The sequence below is a fragment of the Mycobacterium sp. NGS68 genome (genome assembly GCF_059812195.1).
Genome location: NZ_JCALCE010000028.1, coordinates 40088 through 60827, shown reverse-complemented (window position 1 = coordinate 60827; position 20740 = coordinate 40088). Strand labels below are relative to the sequence as shown.

The 20740-nt window shown below is 68.9% G+C and carries 18 protein-coding genes and 2 tRNA genes; 8 read left to right on the top strand and 12 right to left on the bottom strand.

Annotation, left to right across the window (positions count from 1 at the left end):
- Positions 1-88: 88 nt before the first annotated feature.
- A complete protein-coding gene (locus tag AC5Y5V_RS24270) occupies positions 89-1057 on the bottom strand; it encodes a thiamine-phosphate kinase (protein ID WP_499940481.1) in 969 nt (322 codons plus the stop codon).
- Positions 1058-1139: 82 nt separating this feature from the next.
- On the opposite strand from AC5Y5V_RS24270, the gene AC5Y5V_RS24265 reads away from it, so the two are divergent.
- The gene (locus tag AC5Y5V_RS24265) at positions 1140-1703 is read left to right on the top strand and encodes a DUF3515 domain-containing protein (RefSeq protein WP_499940480.1); all 564 of its coding nucleotides are present in this window, start codon (positions 1140-1142) and stop codon (positions 1701-1703) included.
- 27 nt (positions 1704-1730) lie between these two features.
- Here the strand turns inward: AC5Y5V_RS24265 and AC5Y5V_RS24260 are convergent, their stop codons facing one another.
- Together AC5Y5V_RS24260 and AC5Y5V_RS24255 are read right to left on the bottom strand one after the other, a co-directional pair.
- A complete protein-coding gene (locus tag AC5Y5V_RS24260) occupies positions 1731-2813 on the bottom strand; it encodes a D-alanine--D-alanine ligase family protein (RefSeq protein ID WP_499940479.1) in 1083 nt (360 codons plus the stop codon).
- A 62-nt stretch (positions 2814-2875) separates the two neighbouring features.
- Positions 2876-3880 (bottom strand): NAD(P)H-dependent glycerol-3-phosphate dehydrogenase, encoded by a 1005-nt coding sequence (locus AC5Y5V_RS24255; RefSeq protein ID WP_499940478.1) that lies wholly within the window; start codon positions 3878-3880, stop codon positions 2876-2878.
- 80 nt (positions 3881-3960) lie between these two features.
- Between AC5Y5V_RS24255 and cofC the strand changes: the two genes are divergently transcribed.
- The 3 genes from cofC (at position 3961) to mutT1 (ending at position 7931) form a co-directional block, all read left to right on the top strand.
- The gene (cofC, locus tag AC5Y5V_RS24250; protein ID WP_499940477.1) at positions 3961-4620 is read left to right on the top strand and encodes a 2-phospho-L-lactate guanylyltransferase; all 660 of its coding nucleotides are present in this window, start codon (positions 3961-3963) and stop codon (positions 4618-4620) included.
- A 72-nt stretch (positions 4621-4692) separates the two neighbouring features.
- The gene (locus tag AC5Y5V_RS24245) at positions 4693-6900 is read left to right on the top strand and encodes an RNA degradosome polyphosphate kinase (RefSeq protein ID WP_499940476.1); all 2208 of its coding nucleotides are present in this window, start codon (positions 4693-4695) and stop codon (positions 6898-6900) included.
- Positions 6901-6968: 68 nt separating this feature from the next.
- Positions 6969-7931, top strand: a complete 963-nt coding sequence (gene mutT1, locus AC5Y5V_RS24240) for an 8-oxo-(d)GTP phosphatase MutT1 (protein WP_499940475.1) — start codon at positions 6969-6971, stop codon at positions 7929-7931.
- A 62-nt stretch (positions 7932-7993) separates the two neighbouring features.
- Here mutT1 and AC5Y5V_RS24235 read toward each other — a convergent pair whose 3' ends face one another.
- The 3 genes from AC5Y5V_RS24235 to leuC form a co-directional block, all read right to left on the bottom strand.
- Positions 7994-8650 carry an HU family DNA-binding protein gene (locus AC5Y5V_RS24235; RefSeq protein WP_499940473.1) on the bottom strand — a complete coding sequence of 219 codons (657 nt, stop codon included), beginning with the start codon at positions 8648-8650 and terminating at the stop codon, positions 7994-7996.
- A 211-nt stretch (positions 8651-8861) separates the two neighbouring features.
- Positions 8862-9458 (bottom strand): 3-isopropylmalate dehydratase small subunit, encoded by a 597-nt coding sequence (gene leuD / locus AC5Y5V_RS24230; protein WP_499940471.1) that lies wholly within the window; start codon positions 9456-9458, stop codon positions 8862-8864.
- A 38-nt stretch (positions 9459-9496) separates the two neighbouring features.
- Positions 9497-10930: a 3-isopropylmalate dehydratase large subunit gene (gene leuC, locus AC5Y5V_RS24225; protein ID WP_499940469.1), complete on the bottom strand. Its 1434-nt coding sequence runs from the start codon at positions 10928-10930 to the stop codon at positions 9497-9499.
- 84 nt (positions 10931-11014) lie between these two features.
- On the opposite strand from leuC, the gene AC5Y5V_RS24220 reads away from it, so the two are divergent.
- Complete coding sequence (locus tag AC5Y5V_RS24220) at positions 11015-11716, top strand: IclR family transcriptional regulator (protein WP_499940467.1); 702 nt, start codon at positions 11015-11017, stop codon at positions 11714-11716.
- A 492-nt stretch (positions 11717-12208) separates the two neighbouring features.
- Complete coding sequence (locus AC5Y5V_RS24215) at positions 12209-12712, top strand: PPOX class F420-dependent oxidoreductase (protein ID WP_499940466.1); 504 nt, start codon at positions 12209-12211, stop codon at positions 12710-12712.
- 78 nt (positions 12713-12790) lie between these two features.
- Here AC5Y5V_RS24215 and AC5Y5V_RS24210 read toward each other — a convergent pair.
- From AC5Y5V_RS24210 to AC5Y5V_RS24195, 4 genes are all read right to left on the bottom strand, one after another.
- Positions 12791-12863: transfer RNA gene (locus AC5Y5V_RS24210), tRNA-Glu, on the bottom strand.
- Between the two features lie 61 nt (positions 12864-12924).
- Positions 12925-12996 (bottom strand) — tRNA-Gln (locus tag AC5Y5V_RS24205).
- A 131-nt stretch (positions 12997-13127) separates the two neighbouring features.
- Positions 13128-14591, bottom strand: coding sequence for a glutamate--tRNA ligase (gene gltX / locus AC5Y5V_RS24200; RefSeq protein ID WP_499940465.1), 1464 nt, complete (start codon positions 14589-14591; stop codon positions 13128-13130).
- A complete protein-coding gene (locus AC5Y5V_RS24195; protein ID WP_499940464.1) occupies positions 14588-15385 on the bottom strand; it encodes a fumarylacetoacetate hydrolase family protein in 798 nt (265 codons plus the stop codon). The genes gltX and AC5Y5V_RS24195 overlap by 4 nt, the downstream gene beginning before the upstream one ends.
- A gap of 131 nt (positions 15386-15516) precedes the next feature.
- On the opposite strand from AC5Y5V_RS24195, the gene AC5Y5V_RS24190 reads away from it, so the two are divergent.
- On the top strand, positions 15517-16743 hold the full coding sequence (locus AC5Y5V_RS24190) for an MFS transporter (RefSeq protein WP_499940463.1): 1227 nt from the start codon (positions 15517-15519) through the stop codon (positions 16741-16743).
- A gap of 23 nt (positions 16744-16766) precedes the next feature.
- Positions 16767-18035, top strand: a complete 1269-nt coding sequence (locus AC5Y5V_RS24185; protein ID WP_499940462.1) for an MFS transporter — start codon at positions 16767-16769, stop codon at positions 18033-18035.
- Here AC5Y5V_RS24185 and AC5Y5V_RS24180 read toward each other — a convergent pair.
- Entirely contained in the window at positions 17971-18984 is a 1014-nt protein-coding gene (locus tag AC5Y5V_RS24180) for a 3-isopropylmalate dehydrogenase (RefSeq protein ID WP_499940460.1), read from the bottom strand. The two genes, AC5Y5V_RS24185 and AC5Y5V_RS24180, sit on opposite strands and share 65 nt — an antisense overlap.
- 117 nt (positions 18985-19101) lie before the next feature.
- The gene (serA, locus tag AC5Y5V_RS24175; protein ID WP_499940458.1) at positions 19102-20688 is read right to left on the bottom strand and encodes a phosphoglycerate dehydrogenase; all 1587 of its coding nucleotides are present in this window, start codon (positions 20686-20688) and stop codon (positions 19102-19104) included.
- Positions 20689-20740 lie beyond the last annotated feature (52 nt).

Genomic DNA, 20740 nt, shown 5'->3' with positions numbered 1-20740 from the left:
TGGCCGCCACCGCGCACCCCGCCGAGTGTCGGGTTATGCCACGCTGTCCGGCCTCGAACGTGTCTCAACCCGACATTCGGTCGGCGTACTAGCCGGCGAAAGACTGCCAGCCGGCGTAGCCGTCCCACTCCTCGCCGTCGATCAGCACCCGTACCGGACCGTCGACGACCCGCCCGATGACGCGCCATCCCGCGGGCGGCGAGCCGGCGAAACACGCGACCAGGGCGTGGTCTTCACCGCCGCCCAGCACCCAAGGCCACGGGTCCGCTCCCACGGCCGCGGCCGCCTCGGCCAGCGCGTCGCGGTCGGCGGCCAGGTCCGCGGAAGACAGGTCGATGCCCACGCCGGACGCCTCGGCGACATGCCGCAGGTCGGCGATCAGGCCGTCGGACACGTCGATCATCGCCTCGGCACCGGCGACCGCCGCCGCCGCGCCCGCGCCGTACGGCGGCTGCGGCACCAGGTGACGCTGCCGCAGGTCGTCGAAACCCTCAATCTTGTTGGACCACAACGCGTAACCGGCGGCCGAATGGCCCAGCTCGCCGGTGACCGCAACCACCGACCCGGGTTTGGCCCCGGACCGCAGCACGGGCACAGCGTCGTCCAGGTTGCCCAGCACGGTCACCGACACCACCCACTGCGGGCTACTGACCAGGTCTCCGCCGACGATTCCGGCGCCGATCAGCTCCGCCTCGTCCCACATCCCGTCGGCCAGCGCCTCCACCTGCTCCGCGGGCGTATCGGCGGGCGCTCCGAAACCCACCACGAACGCGGTGGCCCGCCCGCCCATCGCCTCGATGTCGGCGGCGTTCTGCGCGATCGCCTTGCGGCCGACGTCCTGCGGCGTCGACCAGTCGAGCCGAAAGTGCTGATCCTGCACCAGCATGTCGGTGGATACCACGGTGCGGCGATCGCCGGCGGACACCACCGCCGCGTCGTCTCCCGGACCGACGATGACCGTCGCGGGCTGCAGCCGGTCCCGCACCACCCGCTCGATTACCTCGAACTCACCGACTTCCCGCAGCGTCGGGGACTCCCCCGCTGTGTCGTCGCGCACGCAATCTCCATATCCCTCGTCTGGGGTAATTTGGTCCCTGCCCGCCCGCGCCAGTGTAGGAGAGTCCGAGGTAGCCACGCAGGTGACTGGCGATCAAGAATCAGCCGCCGTCCGCGGCGATGATCAGGGCCCGCCGCGCGCCCTGATCATCGCCGCGGTGCTGCTGGGCGTGACGGCGATCGGCGTCATCCTGGCCATCGCGGCGAACCGCCAGGTCACCGAGCAACCGGTGGCCCTGCCCGGCGTCGCCGCCCCCGCGGCCGCCGCGCCCGCCTGTGCGGCGCTCAAAGCGGCGCTGCCGCAGCGTCTCGGGCGCTACCAGCGCGCCCAGCTGGCGCAACCCGCACCCGACGGCGCCGCGGCGTGGCGCGATGGCCCGGACGCCGAGCCGGTGGTGCTGCGCTGCGGGCTGGACCGTCCCGCCGACTTCGTGGTGGGCTCCCCGATCCAGGTCGTCGGCAAGGTGCAATGGTTCGGAGCGAACGCGGGCGCCGAAGGACGATCCACCTGGTACACGGTGGACCGGCCGGTGTACGTGGCGTTGACGCTGCCGTCGGGATCCGGGCCGACGCCCATCCAGGAGCTTTCCGACGTTATCGACCGCACCGTCGGCGCGGTCCCCATCGACCCGGCGCCCGCGCGCTAGTCCTGACGACGGCGACCCGCTGACAGCTCAGCGCAGCCCGACGCCGCGGGCCAGCGCGGTTTCCACCATGGTGGCCAACAACGTTGGGTAGTCCACGCCACTGGCCGCCCACATCCGCGGGTACATCGAGATCGTGGTGAAGCCGGGCATCGTGTTGATCTCGTTGATGACCGGCCCGTCGTCAGTGAGGAAGAAGTCCACCCGGGCCAGGCCCTGGCAGTCGATGGCCCGAAACGCGCGGATCGCCAACTGCCGCACCTCGTCTGCGACGTCGTCGTCGACCTTGGCGGGCACGTCCAGTTCGGCCGCATCGTCGAGGTATTTGGTCGCGAAGTCGTAGAACCCGTCCTCGCGGCCGCGGACCCCGGCCACCCGGATCTCCCCCAGCGTGCTGGCTTCCACTGTGCCGTCGGGCATCTCGAGCACGCCGCACTCCAGCTCGCGGCCGTTGATCGCGGCCTCGACGATCACCTTCGGGTCATGGCAGCGCGCGGCGGCCACCGCGGCGGGCAGTTCGTCCCAGCCCGACACCCGGCTCACCCCGATCGACGAGCCGCCCCGCGCGGGTTTGACGAACGCCGGCAGGCCCAGCCGTTCGCACTCCTCGGGATACAGGGTCGGCCGTGTCGCGCGCAGCACGACATACGGACCCACCGGCAGCCCGTCGGCGACCAGCAGCTTCTTGGTGAACTCCTTGTCCATGCCCGAGGCACTGGCCAGCACGCCGGCACCGACATAGGGCACCCCGGCGAGCTCGAGCAACCCCTGAATGGTGCCGTCCTCGCCGTACGGCCCGTGCAGCACCGGGAAGACCACGTCGACCGACGTCAGTACGTCCACCGCGGTGGAGCCCGTGCCGGCGGGCAGCGCCAGTTCGGTGCCCGACGCGGCGGTCACCTCGGGCAGCTTCCGGTCGGTGATCGCCAGCGTGTCGGGGTTGCCGTCGGTGAGCACCCACGACCCGTGCGGGGTGATGCCGACCGCGATCACGTCGAATCGCTGCGGGTCGAGATTGCGCAGAATGCTGCCCGCCGACACGCACGAAATGGCGTGCTCGTTGCTGCGGCCGCCGAATACGACGGCCACGCGGACGCGCTGGCTGGCACTCACAACCTGGAGAGGTTACCGGGTGTGGCCCGCCGCGGTGGGGTCCAACGCCGCGACCTGCGGTTTTACTCGGGCTTGGTGCTGCGGCCCAGCAGTAGCGCCATCGCCTCGTCCACCGACAGGCCCTTGTGGCAGACGCGGTGCACGGCGTCGGTGAGGGGCATCTCCACGTCGTAGCTGGACGCCAGCGCCAGCACCGACTGGCAGGACGTCACCCCCTCCACCACGTGCCCGTCGGTGACCTGCAAGGCGTTTTCCCGACGGCCCAGGCGTTCGCCCATCGAGCGGTTGCGCGAGTGCGGCGACGTGCAGGTGGCGACCAGGTCGCCGACGCCGGCCAGGCCCGCCAGCGTCGCGCCCTTGGCGCCCAGCGCGATGCCCAGCCGCATGATCTCCGCGAGGCCGCGCGTGATGATGGCCGCCGCGGTGTTCTCGCCCAGGCCGACGCCCGCCGCCATCCCGCACGCGAGCGCGATGACGTTCTTGCACGCCCCGCCGATCTCGGTGCCGACGACATCGGCGTTGGTGTAGGGCCGGAAGTAGCCGCTGTTGAACATCCGCTGCAGCGCCACCGCGCGGCCGGAGTCGCTGCACGCGATGACGGTGGCGGCGGGCTCGCGCTCGGCGATCTCACTGGCCAGGTTGGGCCCCGAGATCACCGCGACCTGACTGGGGTCCACTCCCGTCACCGAGACGATGACCTGGCTCATCCGCATCAGGGTCCCGAGCTCGATGCCCTTGGCCAGGCTGACCAGGGTGGCGCCGGGCGTCAGCAGCGGCGCCCACACCTCGAGGTTGGCACGCAGGGTCTGCGCCGGCACACCGAGCAGCACCGTCGTCACGCCGTCCAGCGCCTCGGCGGCGTCGGTGGTCGCGCGGATGCTCGGCGGCAGCAGCGCGCCGGGCAGGTAGTCGGGGTTGTACCGGGTCGTGTTGATCTGCTCGGCGACGTCGGCGCGGCGCGCCCACAGGACGACCTCTGAATCGGTCGCGCCCGGCCCCGCCGCGTCGGCGAGCACCCGGGCCAGCGCGGTGCCCCACGCACCGGCGCCCATCACCGCAACGGCCATACGCGCTCCCAGGTGTCGTCGGATGTGCTCCCAGCTCGGCTGCCACGATCACGTTAGCGCGACGCTGGCAGGATGACCGCATGAGCGGCACACGGGGCGAGGGGGCGCACAACCTCGACGACATCGCCCTGATCATCGCCGTCAAGCGGCTGGCCGCCGCCAAGACCCGGCTGGCGCCGGTGTTCTCGGCCCGCACCCGGGAGAGCGTCGTGCTGGCGATGCTGGCGGACACGTTGACCGCGGCGGGACGGGTTCGCTGCCTGCACTCGATCACCGTCGTCACGCCCGACGAGGCCGCCGCCGCGGCGGCCGCCGACCTCGGGGCCGACGTGCTGACCGACCCGACGCCCGACGGACACCGCGACCCGCTCAACCACGCCATCGCCGCCGCGGAGCGCGCGCTCGCCGGCAAGGTCACCAATCTCGTTGTGCTGCAAGGTGATCTGCCAGCTTTGCAGACTCAGGAACTGGACGAGGCGATCGCCGCGGCCCGCCCACACCGGCGCAGCTTCGTCACCGACCGGCTGGGCACCGGGACGTCGGCCCTCTGCGCGTTCGGCACCGCCCTGGACCCGCAGTTCGGCGCGGATTCCGCGGCGCGGCATCGTCGTTCGGGCGCCATCGAACTCACCGGGGCGTGGCCCGGCCTGCGCTGCGACGTCGACACACCCGCCGACCTGGCGGTCGCCCGCCGCCTCGGCGTCGGGGCGGCGACCGCGCGCGCCGTCGCCCACCGATGACGAACCTGTCCGGCGAGTGAACGGAACCCCAACGAAATATGGATGTGCGTCGCGCGCTAGCAGCAGCCGCAGGTGATGAGCAATGATCGCAGGGTGACTGAAATCGAAGCCGAGGCGCGGCCCGACGAGAACCTCTGGACTCCGGGCGAATCGCCCGTGGCGGCGCCGCCCGCGGCAACCCCGGCCGCGATCACCGACCAGCTGCCGGAGGACCGCTACCTCAACCGGGAACTGAGCTGGCTGGACTTCAACGCGCGGGTTCTCGCACTGGCCGACGACAACTCGCTGCCGCTACTGGAACGCGCGAAGTTCCTGGCGATCTTCGCGTCCAACCTCGACGAGTTCTACATGGTCCGGGTGGCCGGCCTGAAGCGCCGCGACGAGATGGGCCTGTCGGTGCGCTCCGCCGACGGCCTGACACCGCGTGAGCAATTGCGCCGCATCGGCGAACAGACCCAGCAGATCGCCAGCCGGCACGCGCGGGTGTTCCTCGACTCGGTGCTGCCGGCGCTCGGCGAGGAGGGCATCTCGATCGTCACGTGGGCGGACCTGGATCAGGCTGAGCGCGACCAATTGTCGACGTATTTCCACGAGCAGGTCTTCCCGGTCCTGACCCCGCTCGCCGTCGACCCGGCCCACCCGTTCCCGTTCGTGAGCGGGCTGAGCCTGAACCTCGCGGTCACCGTGACGCAGCCCGAGGACGGCGGCCAGCACTTCGCCCGGGTCAAGGTGCCCGACAACGTCGATCGCTTCGTGGAGCTGGACGGCCCCGCGGGCGACACGGAAGAGGGCTCGCAATTCGAAGGTCCGGTTCGGGTGCGCTTCCTACCGATGGAGGAGTTGATCGCCGCGTTCCTTCCGGTGCTGTTCCCGGGCATGGAGATCGTCGAACACCATGCGTTCCGCATTACCCGCAACGCGGATTTCGAGGTCGAGGAGGACCGCGACGAGGACCTTTTGCAGGCGATGGAGCGGGAATTGGCGCGGCGGCGGTTCGGTAAGCCGGTGCGCCTCGAGGTCGCCGACGACATGACCGAAAGCATGCTCGAGCTGCTGCTGCGGGAGCTCGACGTGGATCCCGGCGACGTCATCGAGGTGCCCGGCCTGCTGGACCTTTCGTCGTTGTGGCAGGTCTACGGCCTGGACCGGCCGGCGCTTAAGGACCGGACCTTCGTTCCCGCAACCAATCCCGCTTTCGCCGACCGGGAATCGCCCCGCAGCATCTTCGCGACGCTGCGCGAAGGCGATGTGTTGCTTCATCATCCGTACGACTCGTTCTCCACCAGCGTGCAGCGCTTCATCGAACACGCGGCCGCCGACCCCAACGTGCTGGCGATCAAGCAGACGTTGTACCGCACGTCGGGTGACTCGCCGATAGTCCGCGCGCTGATCGACGCCGCCGAAGCCGGAAAGCAGGTGGTGGCAATGGTCGAGATCAAAGCGCGTTTCGACGAGCAGGCCAACATCCGGTGGGCCCGCACACTGGAGCAAGCGGGCGTGCACGTGGTCTACGGCTACGTCGGGCTCAAGACCCATTGCAAGACCTGCCTGGTGGTGCGCCGCGAGGGTCCGGCGATCCGGCGCTACTGCCACATCGGGACCGGCAACTACAACGGCAAGACCGCGCGGCTCTACGAGGATGTCGGCCTGCTGACCGCCAACCCCGACCTCGGCGCGGACCTGACCGACCTGTTCAACTCGCTCACCGGCTACTCGCGCAAGGTGTCCTACCGCAACATCCTGGTGGCGCCGCACAGCATTCGGACCGGGATCATCGAGCGCGTCGAGCGCGAGGCCGCCGCCCACCGCGAGAACGGCACGGGCCGAATCCGGCTGAAGATGAACGCGCTCGTCGACGAACAGGTCATCGACGCGCTCTACCGCGCCTCGCAGGAGGGCGTGCGGGTGGAGATCGTGGTGCGCGGCATCTGCGCCCTGCGTCCCGGCGCGGAAGGCTTCTCGGAGAACATCTCCGTCCGCTCGATTCTCGGCCGCTTCCTGGAACACTCGCGGATCATCCACTTCAGCGCGCTCGACGAGTTCTGGATCGGCAGCGCCGACATGATGCACCGCAATCTCGACCGCCGCGTAGAGGTGATGGCTCAGGTCAAGGACCCGAGGCTCACCGCGCAACTGGACGAGTTGTTCGAATCCGCACTGGATCCCGCTACCCGGTGCTGGGAGCTGGGGTCCGACGGACAGTGGACCGCGGCGCCTCAGGAGGGCGAGAACGTGCGCGATCACCAGGCGTCGCTGATGGAGCGGCATAGCAGCCCCTGACACGAGCCGCTCCCGACCGTCCCACCAAGCACGAGCCGACCTGCCCGAATTGACCTGCAGGAGTTAAGGTGTCGCCCCAGAACTCGTCCGCCCGACGGCGCTCGGGGAACCGGACCGTCTACGCCGCCGGTGCGGTGTTGTGGCGACCCGCCGGCACCAAGTCGGCCAAAGCCAAGAGCGCCAAGGGCGCTCCCGAGATCGCGGTGATCCACCGGCCGCGCTACGACGACTGGTCGCTGCCCAAGGGAAAGGTGGACCCCGGCGAGACCACACCGGTGGCGGCCGCGCGGGAGGTGCTCGAGGAGACCGGTCACCACGCCGTACTCGGCAGGCGGCTGGTCGCGGTGAGCTACCCGATCGAGCAAGGCGTCAAGAAGGTGTACTACTGGGCGGCGCGCAGCACCGGTGGGGAGTTCACCCCCGGAAACGAGGTCGACGAGCTGGTCTGGCTGCCGATCCCCGAGGCGATGAAGAAGCTGCAGTATGCGCAGGATCGAAAGGTCTTGCGCCTGTTCACCAAATACCCGCCGGACACGCACACCGTGCTGGTGGTCCGGCACGGAACGGCGGGCAGCAAGGCGCGCTACCACGGCGACGACACAAAACGGCCGCTGGACAAGAAGGGCCGCGCGCAGGCCGAGGCGCTGGTTGCGCAACTGCTGGCGTTCGGCGCCAGCCACGTGCATGCAGCCGACCGAGCGCGCTGCCAGCAGACGGTGCAGCCCCTCGCCGAGGAGCTGGGGGTGCGCATCCGCGACGAACCCAGCCTCAGCGAGGAGGCCTACGCCAAGAATCCCAAGCGCGGCCGAAACCGGATGCTGCAGATCGCCGCGCGGTCGGGCACACCGGTGATCTGCTCGCAGGGCAAGGTGATTCCCGACTTGATCGCTTGGTGGTGTGAACGCGACGGGGTGGTTGCCGACAAGGCCCGCAATCACAAGGGCAGCACGTGGGTGCTGTCGTTCGCCGCGGGGCGACTGGTGGCGGCCGACCACATCGGCGGCGCGCTGGCCGCCAACGTGCGGGCTTAACGCACAGATACCCTTCGGGGGCAGCTGCCGCCCGAAGGGTATCTGCGGTGAGATCTACTGCGTTACTTGCGGCCCCGACGTGCGGTCGTCGCCTTCTTGGCCGGAGCCTTCTTGGCCGGAGCCTTGGACGCGGCCTTGCGCACCGGCGCCTTGGCGGCCGCCTTCTTCACGGGCGCCTTGGTCGCGGCCTTCTTGGCCGGAGCCTTGGTGGCCGCCTTCTTGGCCGGAGCCTTGGTCGCGGCCTTCTTGGCCGGGGCCTTGGTGGCCGCCTTCTTGGCCGGAGCCTTGGTCGCGGCCTTCTTGGCCGGAGCCTTGGTGGCGGCCTTCTTGGCCGGAGCCTTGGTGGCCGCCTTCTTGGCGGGAGCCCGCTTCGACGCGGTCTTCTTGGCTGCGCTTGTCGCGACGCCTCGCTTCACCGCGGGACCTTCCGCCGGAAGCTTCTGTGCGCCAGAGACAACGGCTTTGAATTGAGCACCCGGACGGAATGCCGGGACGGAAGTCGGCTTCACCTTCACCGTCTCGCCGGTACGCGGATTGCGGGCCACCCGGGCCGCGCGGCGCCGCTGCTCGAACACACCGAACCCGGTAATGGTGACGCTGTCACCCTTGTGCACCGCACGCACAATGGTGTCGACGACATGCTCGACGGCGTTGGTCGCCTGCCGCCGATCCGAGCCCAATTTCTGTGTGAGCACATCTATGAGCTCTGCTTTGTTCATCCAAACCCTCCAGGCCAGTGGTCCACGTTTTGGAACCGACTAGCAGACACGGTAAACCCTCACCTGGCAAATTGCCAAGAGCCACGCGCAATTTCAGGCCTCAGCAACCGGCATTTCCGCAATCCGGTTGCCGCCCTTGCCCGGTGGCGCGGCCGGGAAATTGACCCGGCTCGACCGCGTCGTCGGCGGCGAAATTCCGCTTTTCGACGCGTCAGGAGGTGGGCAGGGTCCGCGGTTTCCAGAACGGATAAGTCGCCTCGAACGCCTCAATTTTGTCGAGTTTCCGCAGCGTAAGGCCTATATCGTCAAATCCCTCGAGCAGTCGCCACGCGGTGTGATCGTCAATGTTGAACGGCAGCACCACCGTTCCCGCGGTGATATTTCGATCTTGAAGATTGACAGTGATTTCCAATCCCGGACTCTGCTCGATGAGCTTCCAAAGCAGTTCCACGTCATCTTGGGCAACTTCGGCGGCCAACAGCCCCGCCTTGCCCGCGTTGCCCCGAAATATGTCGCCGAACCGGGCTGAGATAACCACTCGGAATCCGTAGTCCATGAGCGCCCAGACGGCATGCTCACGCGACGAGCCGGTGCCGAAATCGGGTCCCGCGACCAGAACCGAGCCCCTGTCAAAGGGGCTGAGGTTTAGCACAAATGACGGATCTGACCGCCAGGTCGCGAACAATCCGTCCTCGAAACCGGTTCGGGTGACGCGCTTCAAGAAGACCGCGGGAATGATCTGGTCGGTGTCGACATTCGACCGCCGCAGCGGTACTCCGATGCCGGTGTGGGTGCGAAAGGCTTCCATGGCTTGTCCCGTCCTCAAGGTCTGGCGTGGGCGTGAATTCAATTCAAATCCGCCGGAGCGGATAGCGTGCCGCGTACCGCGGTGGCTGCGGCGACGGACGGGGAAACCAGATGCGTGCGGCCCCCCTTGCCCTGTCGCCCTTCGAAGTTGCGGTTGGACGTGGCGGCGCACCGCTCACCCGGCGAAAGCTGATCGGGGTTCATACCCAGGCACATTGAGCAACCCGCCTGGCGCCATTCGGCGCCCGCGGCCGTGAAAACCTCACCGAGGCCTTCGGCTTCGGCCTGCGCGCGGACGCGCATCGAGCCCGGAACGACCAGCATCCGCACTCCCGGCGCCACCCTGCGGCCGCGCAGGATTCCGGCCACCACCCGCAGATCCTCGATGCGCCCATTGGTGCACGAGCCGACGAACACGGCGTCGACCGCGATGTCGCGCATCGCCATGCCGGGCCGAAGGTCCATGTATGCCAATGCTTTCTCGGCGGCTTGGCGCTCGGCGTCGTCGGTCATCAGCTCGGGATCCGGGACCTCCGCCGCCAGCGGCACCCCCTGGCCGGGGTTGGTGCCCCAGGTGACGAAGGGGCTCAACGCGGCGGCGTCGAGGTAGACCTCGGTGTCGAACACGGCTCCGTCGTCGGTGCGCAACTGCTGCCAGTAGGCCAGGGCCTCGTCCCACTGGGCGCCCGTCGGCGCGTGCGGGCGACCGCGCAGAAACTCGTAGGTGGTGTCGTCCGGCGCCACCATGCCGGCCCGGGCGCCGGCCTCGATGCTCATGTTGCAGACCGTCATCCGGCCTTCCATGGACAGCGATTCGATGGCGCTGCCCCGGTATTCGATGACGTGACCCTGCCCGCCGCCGGTGCCGATCTTGGCGATCAGCGCCAAGATGATGTCCTTGGCCGTGACGCCGGGGGGCAGCACGCCGTCGACGTTGACCGCCATGGTCTTGAACGGCCTTAAAGGCAACGTCTGGGTTGCGAGAACATGCTCGACTTCCGAGGTGCCGATACCCATTGCCAGCGCACCGAATGCGCCGTGGGTGGACGTGTGACTGTCGCCACAGACGATCGTCATGCCGGGCTGTGTGAGGCCCAGCTGCGGGCCGACGACATGCACGATGCCCTGCTCGATGTCGCCCATCGGATACAGCCGCACACCGAATTCCGCGCAGTTGCGGCGCAATGTTTCCACCTGGGTGCGCGACACCTCGTCGGCGATGGGCTTGTCGATGTCGAGGGTCGGCACGTTGTGGTCCTCGGTGGCCAGCGTCAGGTCTGGGCGGCGCACCGGACGGCCCGCCAGCCGCAGGCCGTCGAAGGCCTGCGGGCTGGTCACCTCGTGCACCAGATGCAGGTCGATGTAGATCAGGTCGGGCTCCTGGCCCGTCTTCGAGGCCTCGCCGCGGACCACAACGTGGTCGTCCCAAACCTTCTCGGCCAGCGTGCGCGGCGTGCCGGTAGTGGATTCCATCTCGAAGTCGCCTCTGTTCGGTCGTTCGCGGCTCGCCGAGCATCCGGGCTGTTATCTCAGAATGCGAGACGCTAGTATCTCTCTGTGAGACAGTCTAGCGGTATCGGCGTGCTCGACAAAGCCGTCGACATACTCCACACGATCGCGGAATCTCCGTGCGGTCTGGCCGAATTGTGTGAGCGAACCGGATTGCCCAGGGCCACCGCACACCGATTGGCCGCCGCCTGCGAGTTTCACCGCCTGCTGGGCCGCGACGACGAGGGCCGCTGGTGTTTGGGGCCCGCGGTCACCGAACTCGCGGCGCGTGTCGACGATCCGCTGGTGGCCGCGAGTACGGCAGTGCTGCCGCAACTGGGCCAGACCACCGGCGAGAGCGTGCAGTTGTACCGCCGCGAGGGCATTTCGCGGGTCTGCATCGCCGCCGTGGAACCGCCTGCGGGCCTTCGCGATACGGTTCCCGTCGGCGCGCGGTTGCCGATGACGGCCGGGTCGGGGGCCAAAGTGTTGCTGGCCCACAGCGACGCGGCCACCCAGGCCGCAGTGCTGCCGTCGGCGAAATTCAGCGGGCGGGTGCTGGCCGACGTGCGCCGCCGCGGGTGGGCGCAGAGCGTGGCCGAGCGCGAGCCCGGTGTCGCGAGCGTGTCGGCGCCGGTGCGCGACGGCCGCGGCGCGGTGATCGCCGCGATCTCCGTGTCGGGACCCATCGACCGGATGGGTCGACGCCCCGGCGCGCGGTGGGCCGCCGACCTGCTGGCCGCCTCCGACGCGCTCACCCGCCGGCTGTAACGCGGCATTGACTCTGCGCTGCCCCGGCGCGCCACACGCGGCCCGCCACACGCGGCATCGACTCTGCGCCCACCGCGGCGCCTTCTCGCACTTTCGCCGAGCAGACGCAGACTCAACACGCGCCCCGCCACACGCCGCATCGACTCTGCGCCCACCGCGGCGGCTTCTCGCACTTTCGCGCAGCAGACGCAGACTCAACACGCGCCCCGCCACACGCCGCATTGACTCTGCGCCCACCGCGGCGGCTTCTCGCACTTTCGCGCGGCAGACGCAGACTCAACACGCGCCCCGCCACACGCGGCATCGACTCTGCGCTCACCGCGGCGGCTTCTCGCACTTTCGCGCAGCAGACGCAGACTCAACACGCGCCCCGCCACACGCGGCATTGACTCTGCGCCCACGACGTGGATTTCAAACGTCCACACGCCCTCACCGCAGGCTCGACGCCACCACCGCAGACTCGACGCGAGCGGGCCTGACAGACTGACGCCCATGGGAACCAACCAGCGCGCGAGCATCGTCATGTCCGAGGCGGAAATTGCCGATTTCGTCGTCAAGAGCCGCACCGGGACCCTGGCCACCATCGGACCCGACGGCCAACCGCACCTGACGGCGATGTGGTACGCCGTCGTCGACGACGAGATTTGGCTGGAGACCAAGGCGAAGTCGCAGAAGGCGGTCAATCTGAAGCGCGACCCGCGGGTGACGTTTTTGATCGAGGACGGCGACACCTACGACACCCTGCGCGGGGTCGCGTTCGAGGGCGTGGCCGAGATCGTCGACGATCCCGACGCTCTGCACCGGGTCGGGGTCAGCGTGTGGGAGCGCTACACCGGCCCCTATACGGATGACGTGAAGCCGCTGGTGGACCAGATGATGAACAAGCGGGTCGGCGTGCGCATCGTCCGCCGGCGCGCGCGGTCCTGGGACCACCGCAAGCTGGGCATGCCGGCGATGCCGGTGGGCGGGTCCACCGCGCCCGCCGCAAGCCGCTAGCCGCGTCCCCGCGACCAGACGCAAAAGCACCCATTTCGGCACGAAATTGGGTGCTTTTGCGTCTGCTCGGCGGTTTTGTAGCCCCGATGGGATTCGAACCCACGCTACCGCCGTGAGAGGGCGGCGTCCTAGGCCGCTAGACGACGGGGCCAGAACCGAACCGAGCAGTCAGCATATCTCACCCCCGAAGGGCCGCCTAATCGCTGACCTTGCTGGGGTACCAGGACTCGAACCTAGAATGGCTGAACCAGAATCAGCTGTGTTGCCAATTACACCATACCCCATTGGCTGCCTATAACCGCTGGTCAGACCGCTTTCGCAGACCTCGTACACGTCCTGCGAACGCCGCTACCCGCCGTTGTGGGCCTTTAAGAGCCGGTGTGCACACTACCAAAGACTCGACGCGCAATCGTCATCAGTCGCCGGCACGGGCGGCGCGCAGCCGCTGCAGGCTGCGGTCACGGCCCAACAGCTCGAGCGACTCGAACAGCGGCGGGCTGATCGTCGTTCCGGTGGCGGCAACCCGGATCGGGCCGAACGCCTTGCGCGGCTTGAGACCCTGCCCCTCGATGAGCGCGGACTTGAGCGCTTCCTCGATGTGTGCCGTGGTCCACTCCGCCACGCTATCCAGCGCGGCCAGCGCGGCCGCCAGAACCGCCTGCCCGTCGGGCCCGAGCTCCTTGGCCGCCGCTTTCTCGTCGATCGCGTAGGCGTCGTCGTTGAGGAACTTCAGCAGGTCCCACGCGTCGCCGAGGACGACGATGCGGGTCTGCACCAGCTCGGCCGCAACGGCGAATCGCGCGTCATCCAACTCGATGTGGTGGCTATGCGTGTCCAGGTAGGCGCGCAGCCGTCCGGTGAAGTCTTCAAGGCCGAGCATCCGGATGTGCTCGGCGTTGAGCGCGTCGGCTTTCTTCTGGTCGAACCGGGCCGGGTTGGAGTTCACGTCGACGACGTCGAACGCGGCCACCATCTCGTCGAGGCTGAACAGGTCGTGGTCGTCGGCGATCGCCCAGCCCAGCAGCGCAAGGTAATTCAGCAGCCCCTCGGGGATGAACCCGCGGTCGCGGTGCGCGAACAGGTTCGACTGCGGGTCGCGCTTCGAGAGCTTCTTGGTGCCCTCCCCCAACACCGTTGGCAGGTGCGCGAATTGCGGGACGCGCTCGGCGACCCCGATTCGGATCAACGCCTCATACAGCGCGAGCTGGCGCGGCGTCGACGGCAGCAGGTCCTCGCCGCGCAGCACGTGCGTAATCTTCATCAGCGCGTCGTCGCACGGGTTGACCAACGTGTACAACGGATCTCCACTGGCACGGGTCAGCGCAAAATCGGGCACCGAACCGGCCGTGAACGTGGTGGTGCCCCGCACCAGGTCATCCCAGGCCAGGTCCGCGTCGGGCATCCGGAGCCGCACCACCGGCTTGCGCCCCTCGGCGAGGTACGCCGCGCGCTGCGAGTCCGTCAGCTGACGATCGAAATTGTCGTAGCCCAGCTTGGGATTGCGGCCGGCCGCGACGTGGCGCGCCTCCACCTCGTCCGGCGTCGAAAACGCGTAGTAGGCCTCCCCCGCCGCCAGCAGCCGCTCGACCACGTCGCGGTAGATCTCGGTGCGCTGCGACTGCCGGTACGGCCCATACGGTCCGCCGACCTCCGGCCCCTCGTCCCAGTCGAGGCCGAGCCAGCGCAGCGCGTCGAGCAACGCCAGATAGCTTTCCTCGCTGTCGCGTTCGGCGTCGGTGTCCTCGATGCGGAACACGAAAGTGCCGCCGGTGTGACGTGCGTACGCCCAGTTGAACAGCGCGGTGCGGACCATCCCGACATGTGGCGTGCCCGTCGGCGACGGGCAGAAGCGTACCCGGACGGGTGCGAGTTCGGTCACGGCTTTCCTTTGCGCACTACGGGATTGGCGAGGGTACCGATGCCCTGCACGGTCACCGAGACGCTGTCGCCGTCCTCGATCGGACCGACGCCCGCGGGCGTTCCGGTGAGAATCAGGTCGCCCGGCAGCAATGTCATTACCGCCGAGATCCATTCGACGATAGCGCCGACGTCGTGAATCATCAGCGAGGTGCGGCTGTCCTGCTTGACCGCGCCGTTGACCTCGGTGCGCAGCGCGAGGTCGGCGGGGTCCAGATCGGTGACGATCCAGGGGCCGATCGGGCAGAACGTGTCGTGGCCTTTCGCGCGGGTCCACTGGCCGTCAGCCTTCTGCTGGTCCCGGGCCGACACGTCGTTGCCGATGGTGTAGCCGAGGATGCTCTCGGCGGCCCGCGCGGCCGGGACGTCCTTGCACGCCCGGCCGATCACGATCGCCAGCTCACCCTCGAAGTGCACGGGTGATGCGTTGGCGGGCAGGCGAATCGGCACGTTCGGTCCGATGATCGCGGTGTTGGGCTTCAGGAAGATCACCGGGTCCGCCGGTACCGGGCCGGTGGCGCCGCCCATCTCGGCGATGTGGTCGGCGTAGTTCTTGCCGACGCAGACCACCTTGCTGGCCAGTATCGGGGCGAGCAGCCGGACGTCCGCCAGCGGCCAGGAGCGGCCGGTGAACGTCGGCGTCCCGAACGGGTGCTCGGCGATCTCCCGGGCGGTCATGTCGGTGGGGCTGTCCAGGTCGCCTTCGATGCTGACGAAAGCGACTCCGTCAGGGCTGGCGATTCGACCAAGGCGCATTCGGATGAGCCTAAAGCGTGTCGGCGTCGGGCAGCGGATCGGGCCGGACACCGTGCGTCGGTGAACTGGGAGATAACTGGGCGCTAACAGAAAATGGCCGGGTCGGTCCGTTTCTGTGCAAGCATGGCGTGATGTCGACGGAGGCGGTCGGCGCGACGACGCGCTGGTCGATGGTCGCCGTCACGCTCCTGGTGACGGCAAGTTCGTTCGCCTTCATCAATGCGGTCGCGTTCTTGATACCCGCACTCGACTCTCAGCGCGGCACCCCGCTGGGGCAATCGGGCCTGCTATCGGCGATGCCGAGCATGGGCATGGTGGTGACGCTCTTCGTCTGGGGCTACGTGGTGGACCGCCTCGGGGAGCGATTCGTGCTTGCGGTCGGGTCGGCACTGACCGCCGCAGCGGCCTACGCGGCGGCCGCGTCCGATTCGTTGCTGGTGATAGGGACGTTCCTTTTCCTGGGCGGCATGGCCGCGGCAAGCAGCCTCCCGGCCGGCGGCCGGCTGGTCGCAGGCTGGTTCCCACCGCACCAGCGCGGCCTGGCGATGGGAGTCCGCCAGACGGCGCAGCCACTCGGCATCGGCATGGGAGCCTTGGTAATTCCCCGACTGGCCGAAAATCGCCCGCCCTCGGGCTTGTGGTTCCCGGCGCTGGCGTGCGCCGTGTCGGCGGTGGCCGCCGTCGCCATCGTGCGCGACCCGCCGCGCAATCACCGCGGGCCGATCGGTCACACGGAGCTGGTCAACCCGTATCTGGGTAATGGCGTGCTGTATCGAATCCACGCGGTGTCGGCGCTGATGACGATGCCGCAATACGTGACGGTGACCTTCCTGCTGGTGTGGCTGGTGAAGGGTCAGGGTTGGTCGGCGTCTTCGGCCGGCACGCTGGTCATGGTCACCCAGCTCCTCGGCGCGCTGAGCCGTATCGCGGCCGGCCGTTGGTCGGACCGCGTCGGCTCCCGGATGCGCCCGGTCCGGACCATCGCGCGCGCCACCGGCCTGGGCATGCTGGCGCTGGCGCTCAGCGATCAGCTGAACTCCCCGGCCACCGTGCCGATCATGGTCGCGGTTTCGGTAATCACAGTGATGGACAACGGGTTAGAGGCCACCGCCATCACCGAATTCGCCGGGCAGTTCTGGAGTGGACGCGCGCTGGGCGTCCAGAACACCGCTCAACGGGTCATGTACCTGGCCGGTCCACCGGTATTCGGTGCCCTGATCAGCATGACCGGCTATCCGCTGGCCTTCGCGCTGTGCGGGCTGTTCCCGCTGGCGGCCGCCCCGCTGGTGCCGACCGCTCTCGTCCCGCCCGGGCTCGAGGACCGAGCGCAGGCGCATGCCGTTGGCCGGAATCGCTGACGGCGAACCGTAGCATGAGCGGAATGCCGAAGGACCCGACCGACGCGGGTTCGTCAAGCGCGACTAGGCGCTGGCTGATCGTGGCCATCTCGCTGGTGGTGACGGCAAGTTCGTTCCTATTCATCAACGGCGTCGCCTTCCTGATCCCCGCCCTGGAGATGGAGCGCAAAACCCCGCTGACCCAAGCCAGTCTGCTGGCCTCCATGCCCAGCTGGGGCATGGTGGTCACGCTGGTCGCGTGGGGCTACGTGCTGGACCGCATCGGCGAGCGGATCGTGATGACGGTGGGCTCGGCGCTGACCGCGGCCGCCGCCTACGCCGCGGCGTCGATGCATTCGCTGGTGTGGATCGGCGTATTTCTGTTTCTGGGTGGCATGGCCGCGGCCAGCTGCAACGCCGCCGGCGGCCGCCTGGTTTCCGGCTGGTTCCCGCCCAGACAGCGCGGGCTGGCGATGGGGATCCGCCAGACGGCGCAACCGCTGGGCATCGCCCTGGGCGCGCTGGTCATGCCTGAGCTCGCCAAGGACAGCCCGCACACAGGTCTGCTGTTTCCTGCGACGGCGTGCACCGTGGCCGCGCTCATTGCCGTCGTCGGCATCAAGGACCCGGCACGCAAATCCCGCGAGACGGCCACGGAACTGGAGCTGGCCAGCCCGTATCGAGGATCGTCGGTGCTGTGGCGAATCCACGTGGCATCCGCCCTGCTGATGATGCCGCAGACGGTGACGGTGACGTTCATGCTCGTCTGGCTGATCAGAAACGACGGCTGGTCGATCGCGGCCGCCGGCGCCATCATGACGGTCTCGCAGCTACTCGGCGCGCTCGGCCGCATCCTGGTCGGCCGCTGGTCGGATCGGATCGGGTCGCGATTGCGGCCCGTAGCGCTCATCGCCGCCGCGGCCGCATGCACGCTGTTCCTGCTGGCGTATGCGGATCACCGGGGGTCGCGGTACGAGGTGCCACTGATGATCGTCATCTCGGTGATCGCGGTGCTCGACAACGGGTTGGAAGCCACCGCGATCACCGAGTACGCGGGACCGTTCTGGAGCGGTCGCGCGCTCGGCATCCAGAACACCACGCAGCGACTGATGGCGGCCGCCGGGCCGCCCCTCTTCGGCGCCCTGATCAGCGCCGCCAAGTATCCGCCGGCGTGGGCGCTGTGCGGGCTGTTCCCGCTGGTGGCGGTGCCGTTTGTGCCGATCCGCGTGGTCCCGCCGGGCTTGGAAACTACAGCGCGGCTGCAATCCGTTCGCCGATGGCGGTTGTGGAGAGCCGTTCGTCCCCGCGACTAGCCAGATAGGCCGCGACGGCCCGGTCCACGCGAGCCGCCGCCTCGTTCTCGCCGAGATGGGACAACAGCAGCGCCACCGACATGATCGCCGCCGTCGGGTCCGCGATGCCCTGACCGGCGATGTCCGGGGCGCTGCCGTGCACCGGCTCGAACATCGACGGATTCGTTCGGGTCGCGTCGATGTTTCCGCTGGCGGCCAAGCCGATTCCGCCGCAGACCGCGGCGGCCAGGTCGGTGATGATGTCGCCGAACAGGTTGTCGGTGACGATCACGTCGAAGCGTCCGGGGTCGGTGACCAGGAAGATGGTCGCGGCGTCGACGTGCTGGTAGGCCACCTCCACGTCGGGATAGTCCGCGCCGACCTCGGCGACGACCCGCGACCACAGCTTGCCGGCGAAGCTCAGCACGTTCGTCTTGTGCACCAGCGTCAGGTGCTTGCGGCGCTGCTGCGCCCGCGCGAACGCGTCGACGACCACGCGGCGCACCCCGAACGCGGTGTTCACGCTGACCTCGGTCGCGACCTCGTGGGGGGTGCCGACGCGGATCGCGCCGCCGTTGCCGGTGTAGGGACCCTCGGTGCCCTCGCGAACTACGACGAAGTCGATGTCCGGGTTCCCCGCGAGCGGGCTGCTCACCCCGGGATAGAGCCGGCCGGGCCGCAGGTTGACGTGGTGGTCGAGCTCGAAGCGCAGGCGCAGCAGCAGACCTCGCTCCAGCACGCCGCTGGGGACCGACGGGTCGCCGATCGCGCCGAGCAGGATCGCGTCGTGCTGGCGCAGTTCCGGGACGACGGACTCGGGCAGCACCTCGCCGGTCGCGTGGAAACGCCGCGCTCCCAGGTCATAATCGGTCTTTTCCACGCCGGGCAGGACGGCGTCGAGCACCTTGAGCGCCTCGGCGATCACCTCGGGCCCGATGCCGTCGCCGGCGATGACGGCCAGCTTTGTCATGGGCGCCACTCCTTCTCATAGTCAGGCTTCGCGAGCGTAACGGGGCCGCGAAAAACGGCGCCGCAACTCGCAACGGCGTTACGCTCGCGAACTACCTGGTTAGCTCGCGGGCGCACGTCATGACAGGTCGACCACTTCGAGCTTGTTGGCGCCCACCGCGGACCCGATCTCGGAGCGCACGTCGGCCGGCACGTCGCGGTCGAGCCGCAGCAGTATGGTCGCGCTGGGGCCCTCGGCATCCTCGGACAGCTGCGCTGCCTGGATGTTCACCCCCGCCGCGCCCAACAGGGTGCCGATCTTGCCCAGCGCGCCGGGCTGGTCGGCGTAGTTGATCGCCAGGTTGGTGCCCTGGGCGCGCAGATCGAAGTTGCGGCCGTTGATCTGGACGATCTTCTCCACGAAATGCGGCCCGGACAGCGTGCCGGCGACATTGACCACCGACCCGTCGGCGGCGACGGCCCGCACGTCGACGACGCTGCGGTGGTTGGGGCTCTCGGTGGCCTTGGTGATCTCGGCGGTGACGCCGCGCTCGGCGGCCAGCGCCGGCGCGTTGACAAACGTCACGGCGTCCTCGATGACCGCCGAGAACAGGCCGCGCAGAGCCGAAAGCTTCAGCACCTCAACCTCTTCGGCGGCCAGTTCGCCGAGCACCGCCACGGTGACCGAGACGGGCAGCTCGTCGGACAGGGCGGCGGCCAGCAGGCCCAGCTTGCGCACCAGGTCCAGCCAGGGCGCCACCTCCTCGCTGACGTGCCCGCCGCCCACGTTGACCGCGTCCGGCACGAACTCGCCGGCGAGCGCCAACCGCACGCTCTCGGCGACGTCGGTGCCCGCCCGGTCCTGGGCCTCGGCCGTCGACGCGCCCAAGTGCGGGGTGACGACGACCTGCGGCAGCTCGAACAGCGGGCTGTCGGTGCAGGGTTCGGAGGAGAACACGTCGAGGCCGGCGGCGCGGACGTGGCCGCTGGTGATGGCCTCGGCCAGCGCGGCCTCGTCGACCAGGCCGCCGCGCGCGGCGTTGACGATGATGACGCCTGGCTTCGTCTTGGCCAGCGCCTCCTTGCCGATCAGGCCGGCCGTTTCGGGCGTCTTGGGCAGGTGTACCGAGATGAAGTCGGCGCGGCCCAGCAGTTCGTCCAGCGACAGCAGCTCGATGCCCAGCTGGGCGGCGCGGGCCGCCGACACGTAGGGGTCGTAGGCGACGATGTGGGTGCCGAACGCGGCCAGCCGCTGGGCCACGAGCTGCCCGATCCGGCCCAGGCCCACCACACCGACGGTCTTGCCGAAGATCTCCGTGCCGGAGAACTTTGACCGCTTCCAGGTGTGTTCGCGCAGGGTGGCGTCGGCGGCGGCGATCTCGCGGGATGCGGCCAGCAGCAACGCGATTGCGTGCTCGGCGGCGCTGTGGATATTCGACGTGGGGGCGTTGACCACCAGCACGCCGCGCGCGGTGGCGGCGTCCACGTCCACGTTGTCCAGCCCGACGCCGGCGCGGGCGACGATCTTCAGCTTGGGGGCGGCCGCCAGCACCTCGGCGTCGACTGTGGTGGCCGAGCGCACCAGCAGCGCGTCGGCCTCGGGCACCGCGGCCAGCAGCTTCTCCCGGTCGGGACCGTCTACCCAGCGCACCTCGACCTGGTCACCCAGGGCTGCGACGGTTGATTGGGCGAGTTTGTCGGCGATCAATACAACAGGCAAGTTCACGCGGACAGCGTAGTCGGGGATCGCGAGCGCGGCGGAGTCGGGCGAAGCGGGT

Excerpts from the sequence above, each read along its gene's own strand:
- cofC (WP_499940477.1), top strand. The coding sequence starts at position 3,961 with ATGAGCGGCACACGGGGCGAGGGGGCGCACAACCTCGACGACATCGCC.
- AC5Y5V_RS24215 (WP_499940466.1), top strand. The coding sequence starts at position 12,209 with ATGGGAACCAACCAGCGCGCGAGCATCGTCATGTCCGAGGCGGAAATT.
- AC5Y5V_RS24190 (WP_499940463.1), top strand. The coding sequence starts at position 15,517 with ATGTCGACGGAGGCGGTCGGCGCGACGACGCGCTGGTCGATGGTCGCC.
- leuC (WP_499940469.1), bottom strand. The coding sequence starts at position 10,930 with ATGGAATCCACTACCGGCACGCCGCGCACGCTGGCCGAGAAGGTTTGG.
- leuD (WP_499940471.1), bottom strand. The coding sequence starts at position 9,458 with ATGGAAGCCTTTCGCACCCACACCGGCATCGGAGTACCGCTGCGGCGG.
- AC5Y5V_RS24180 (WP_499940460.1), bottom strand. The coding sequence starts at position 18,984 with ATGACAAAGCTGGCCGTCATCGCCGGCGACGGCATCGGGCCCGAGGTG.
- AC5Y5V_RS24195 (WP_499940464.1), bottom strand. The coding sequence starts at position 15,385 with ATGCGCCTTGGTCGAATCGCCAGCCCTGACGGAGTCGCTTTCGTCAGC.
- AC5Y5V_RS24255 (WP_499940478.1), bottom strand. The coding sequence starts at position 3,880 with ATGGCCGTTGCGGTGATGGGCGCCGGTGCGTGGGGCACCGCGCTGGCC.
- AC5Y5V_RS24185 (WP_499940462.1), top strand. The coding sequence starts at position 16,767 with ATGCCGAAGGACCCGACCGACGCGGGTTCGTCAAGCGCGACTAGGCGC.
- AC5Y5V_RS24235 (WP_499940473.1), bottom strand. The coding sequence starts at position 8,650 with ATGAACAAAGCAGAGCTCATAGATGTGCTCACACAGAAATTGGGCTCG.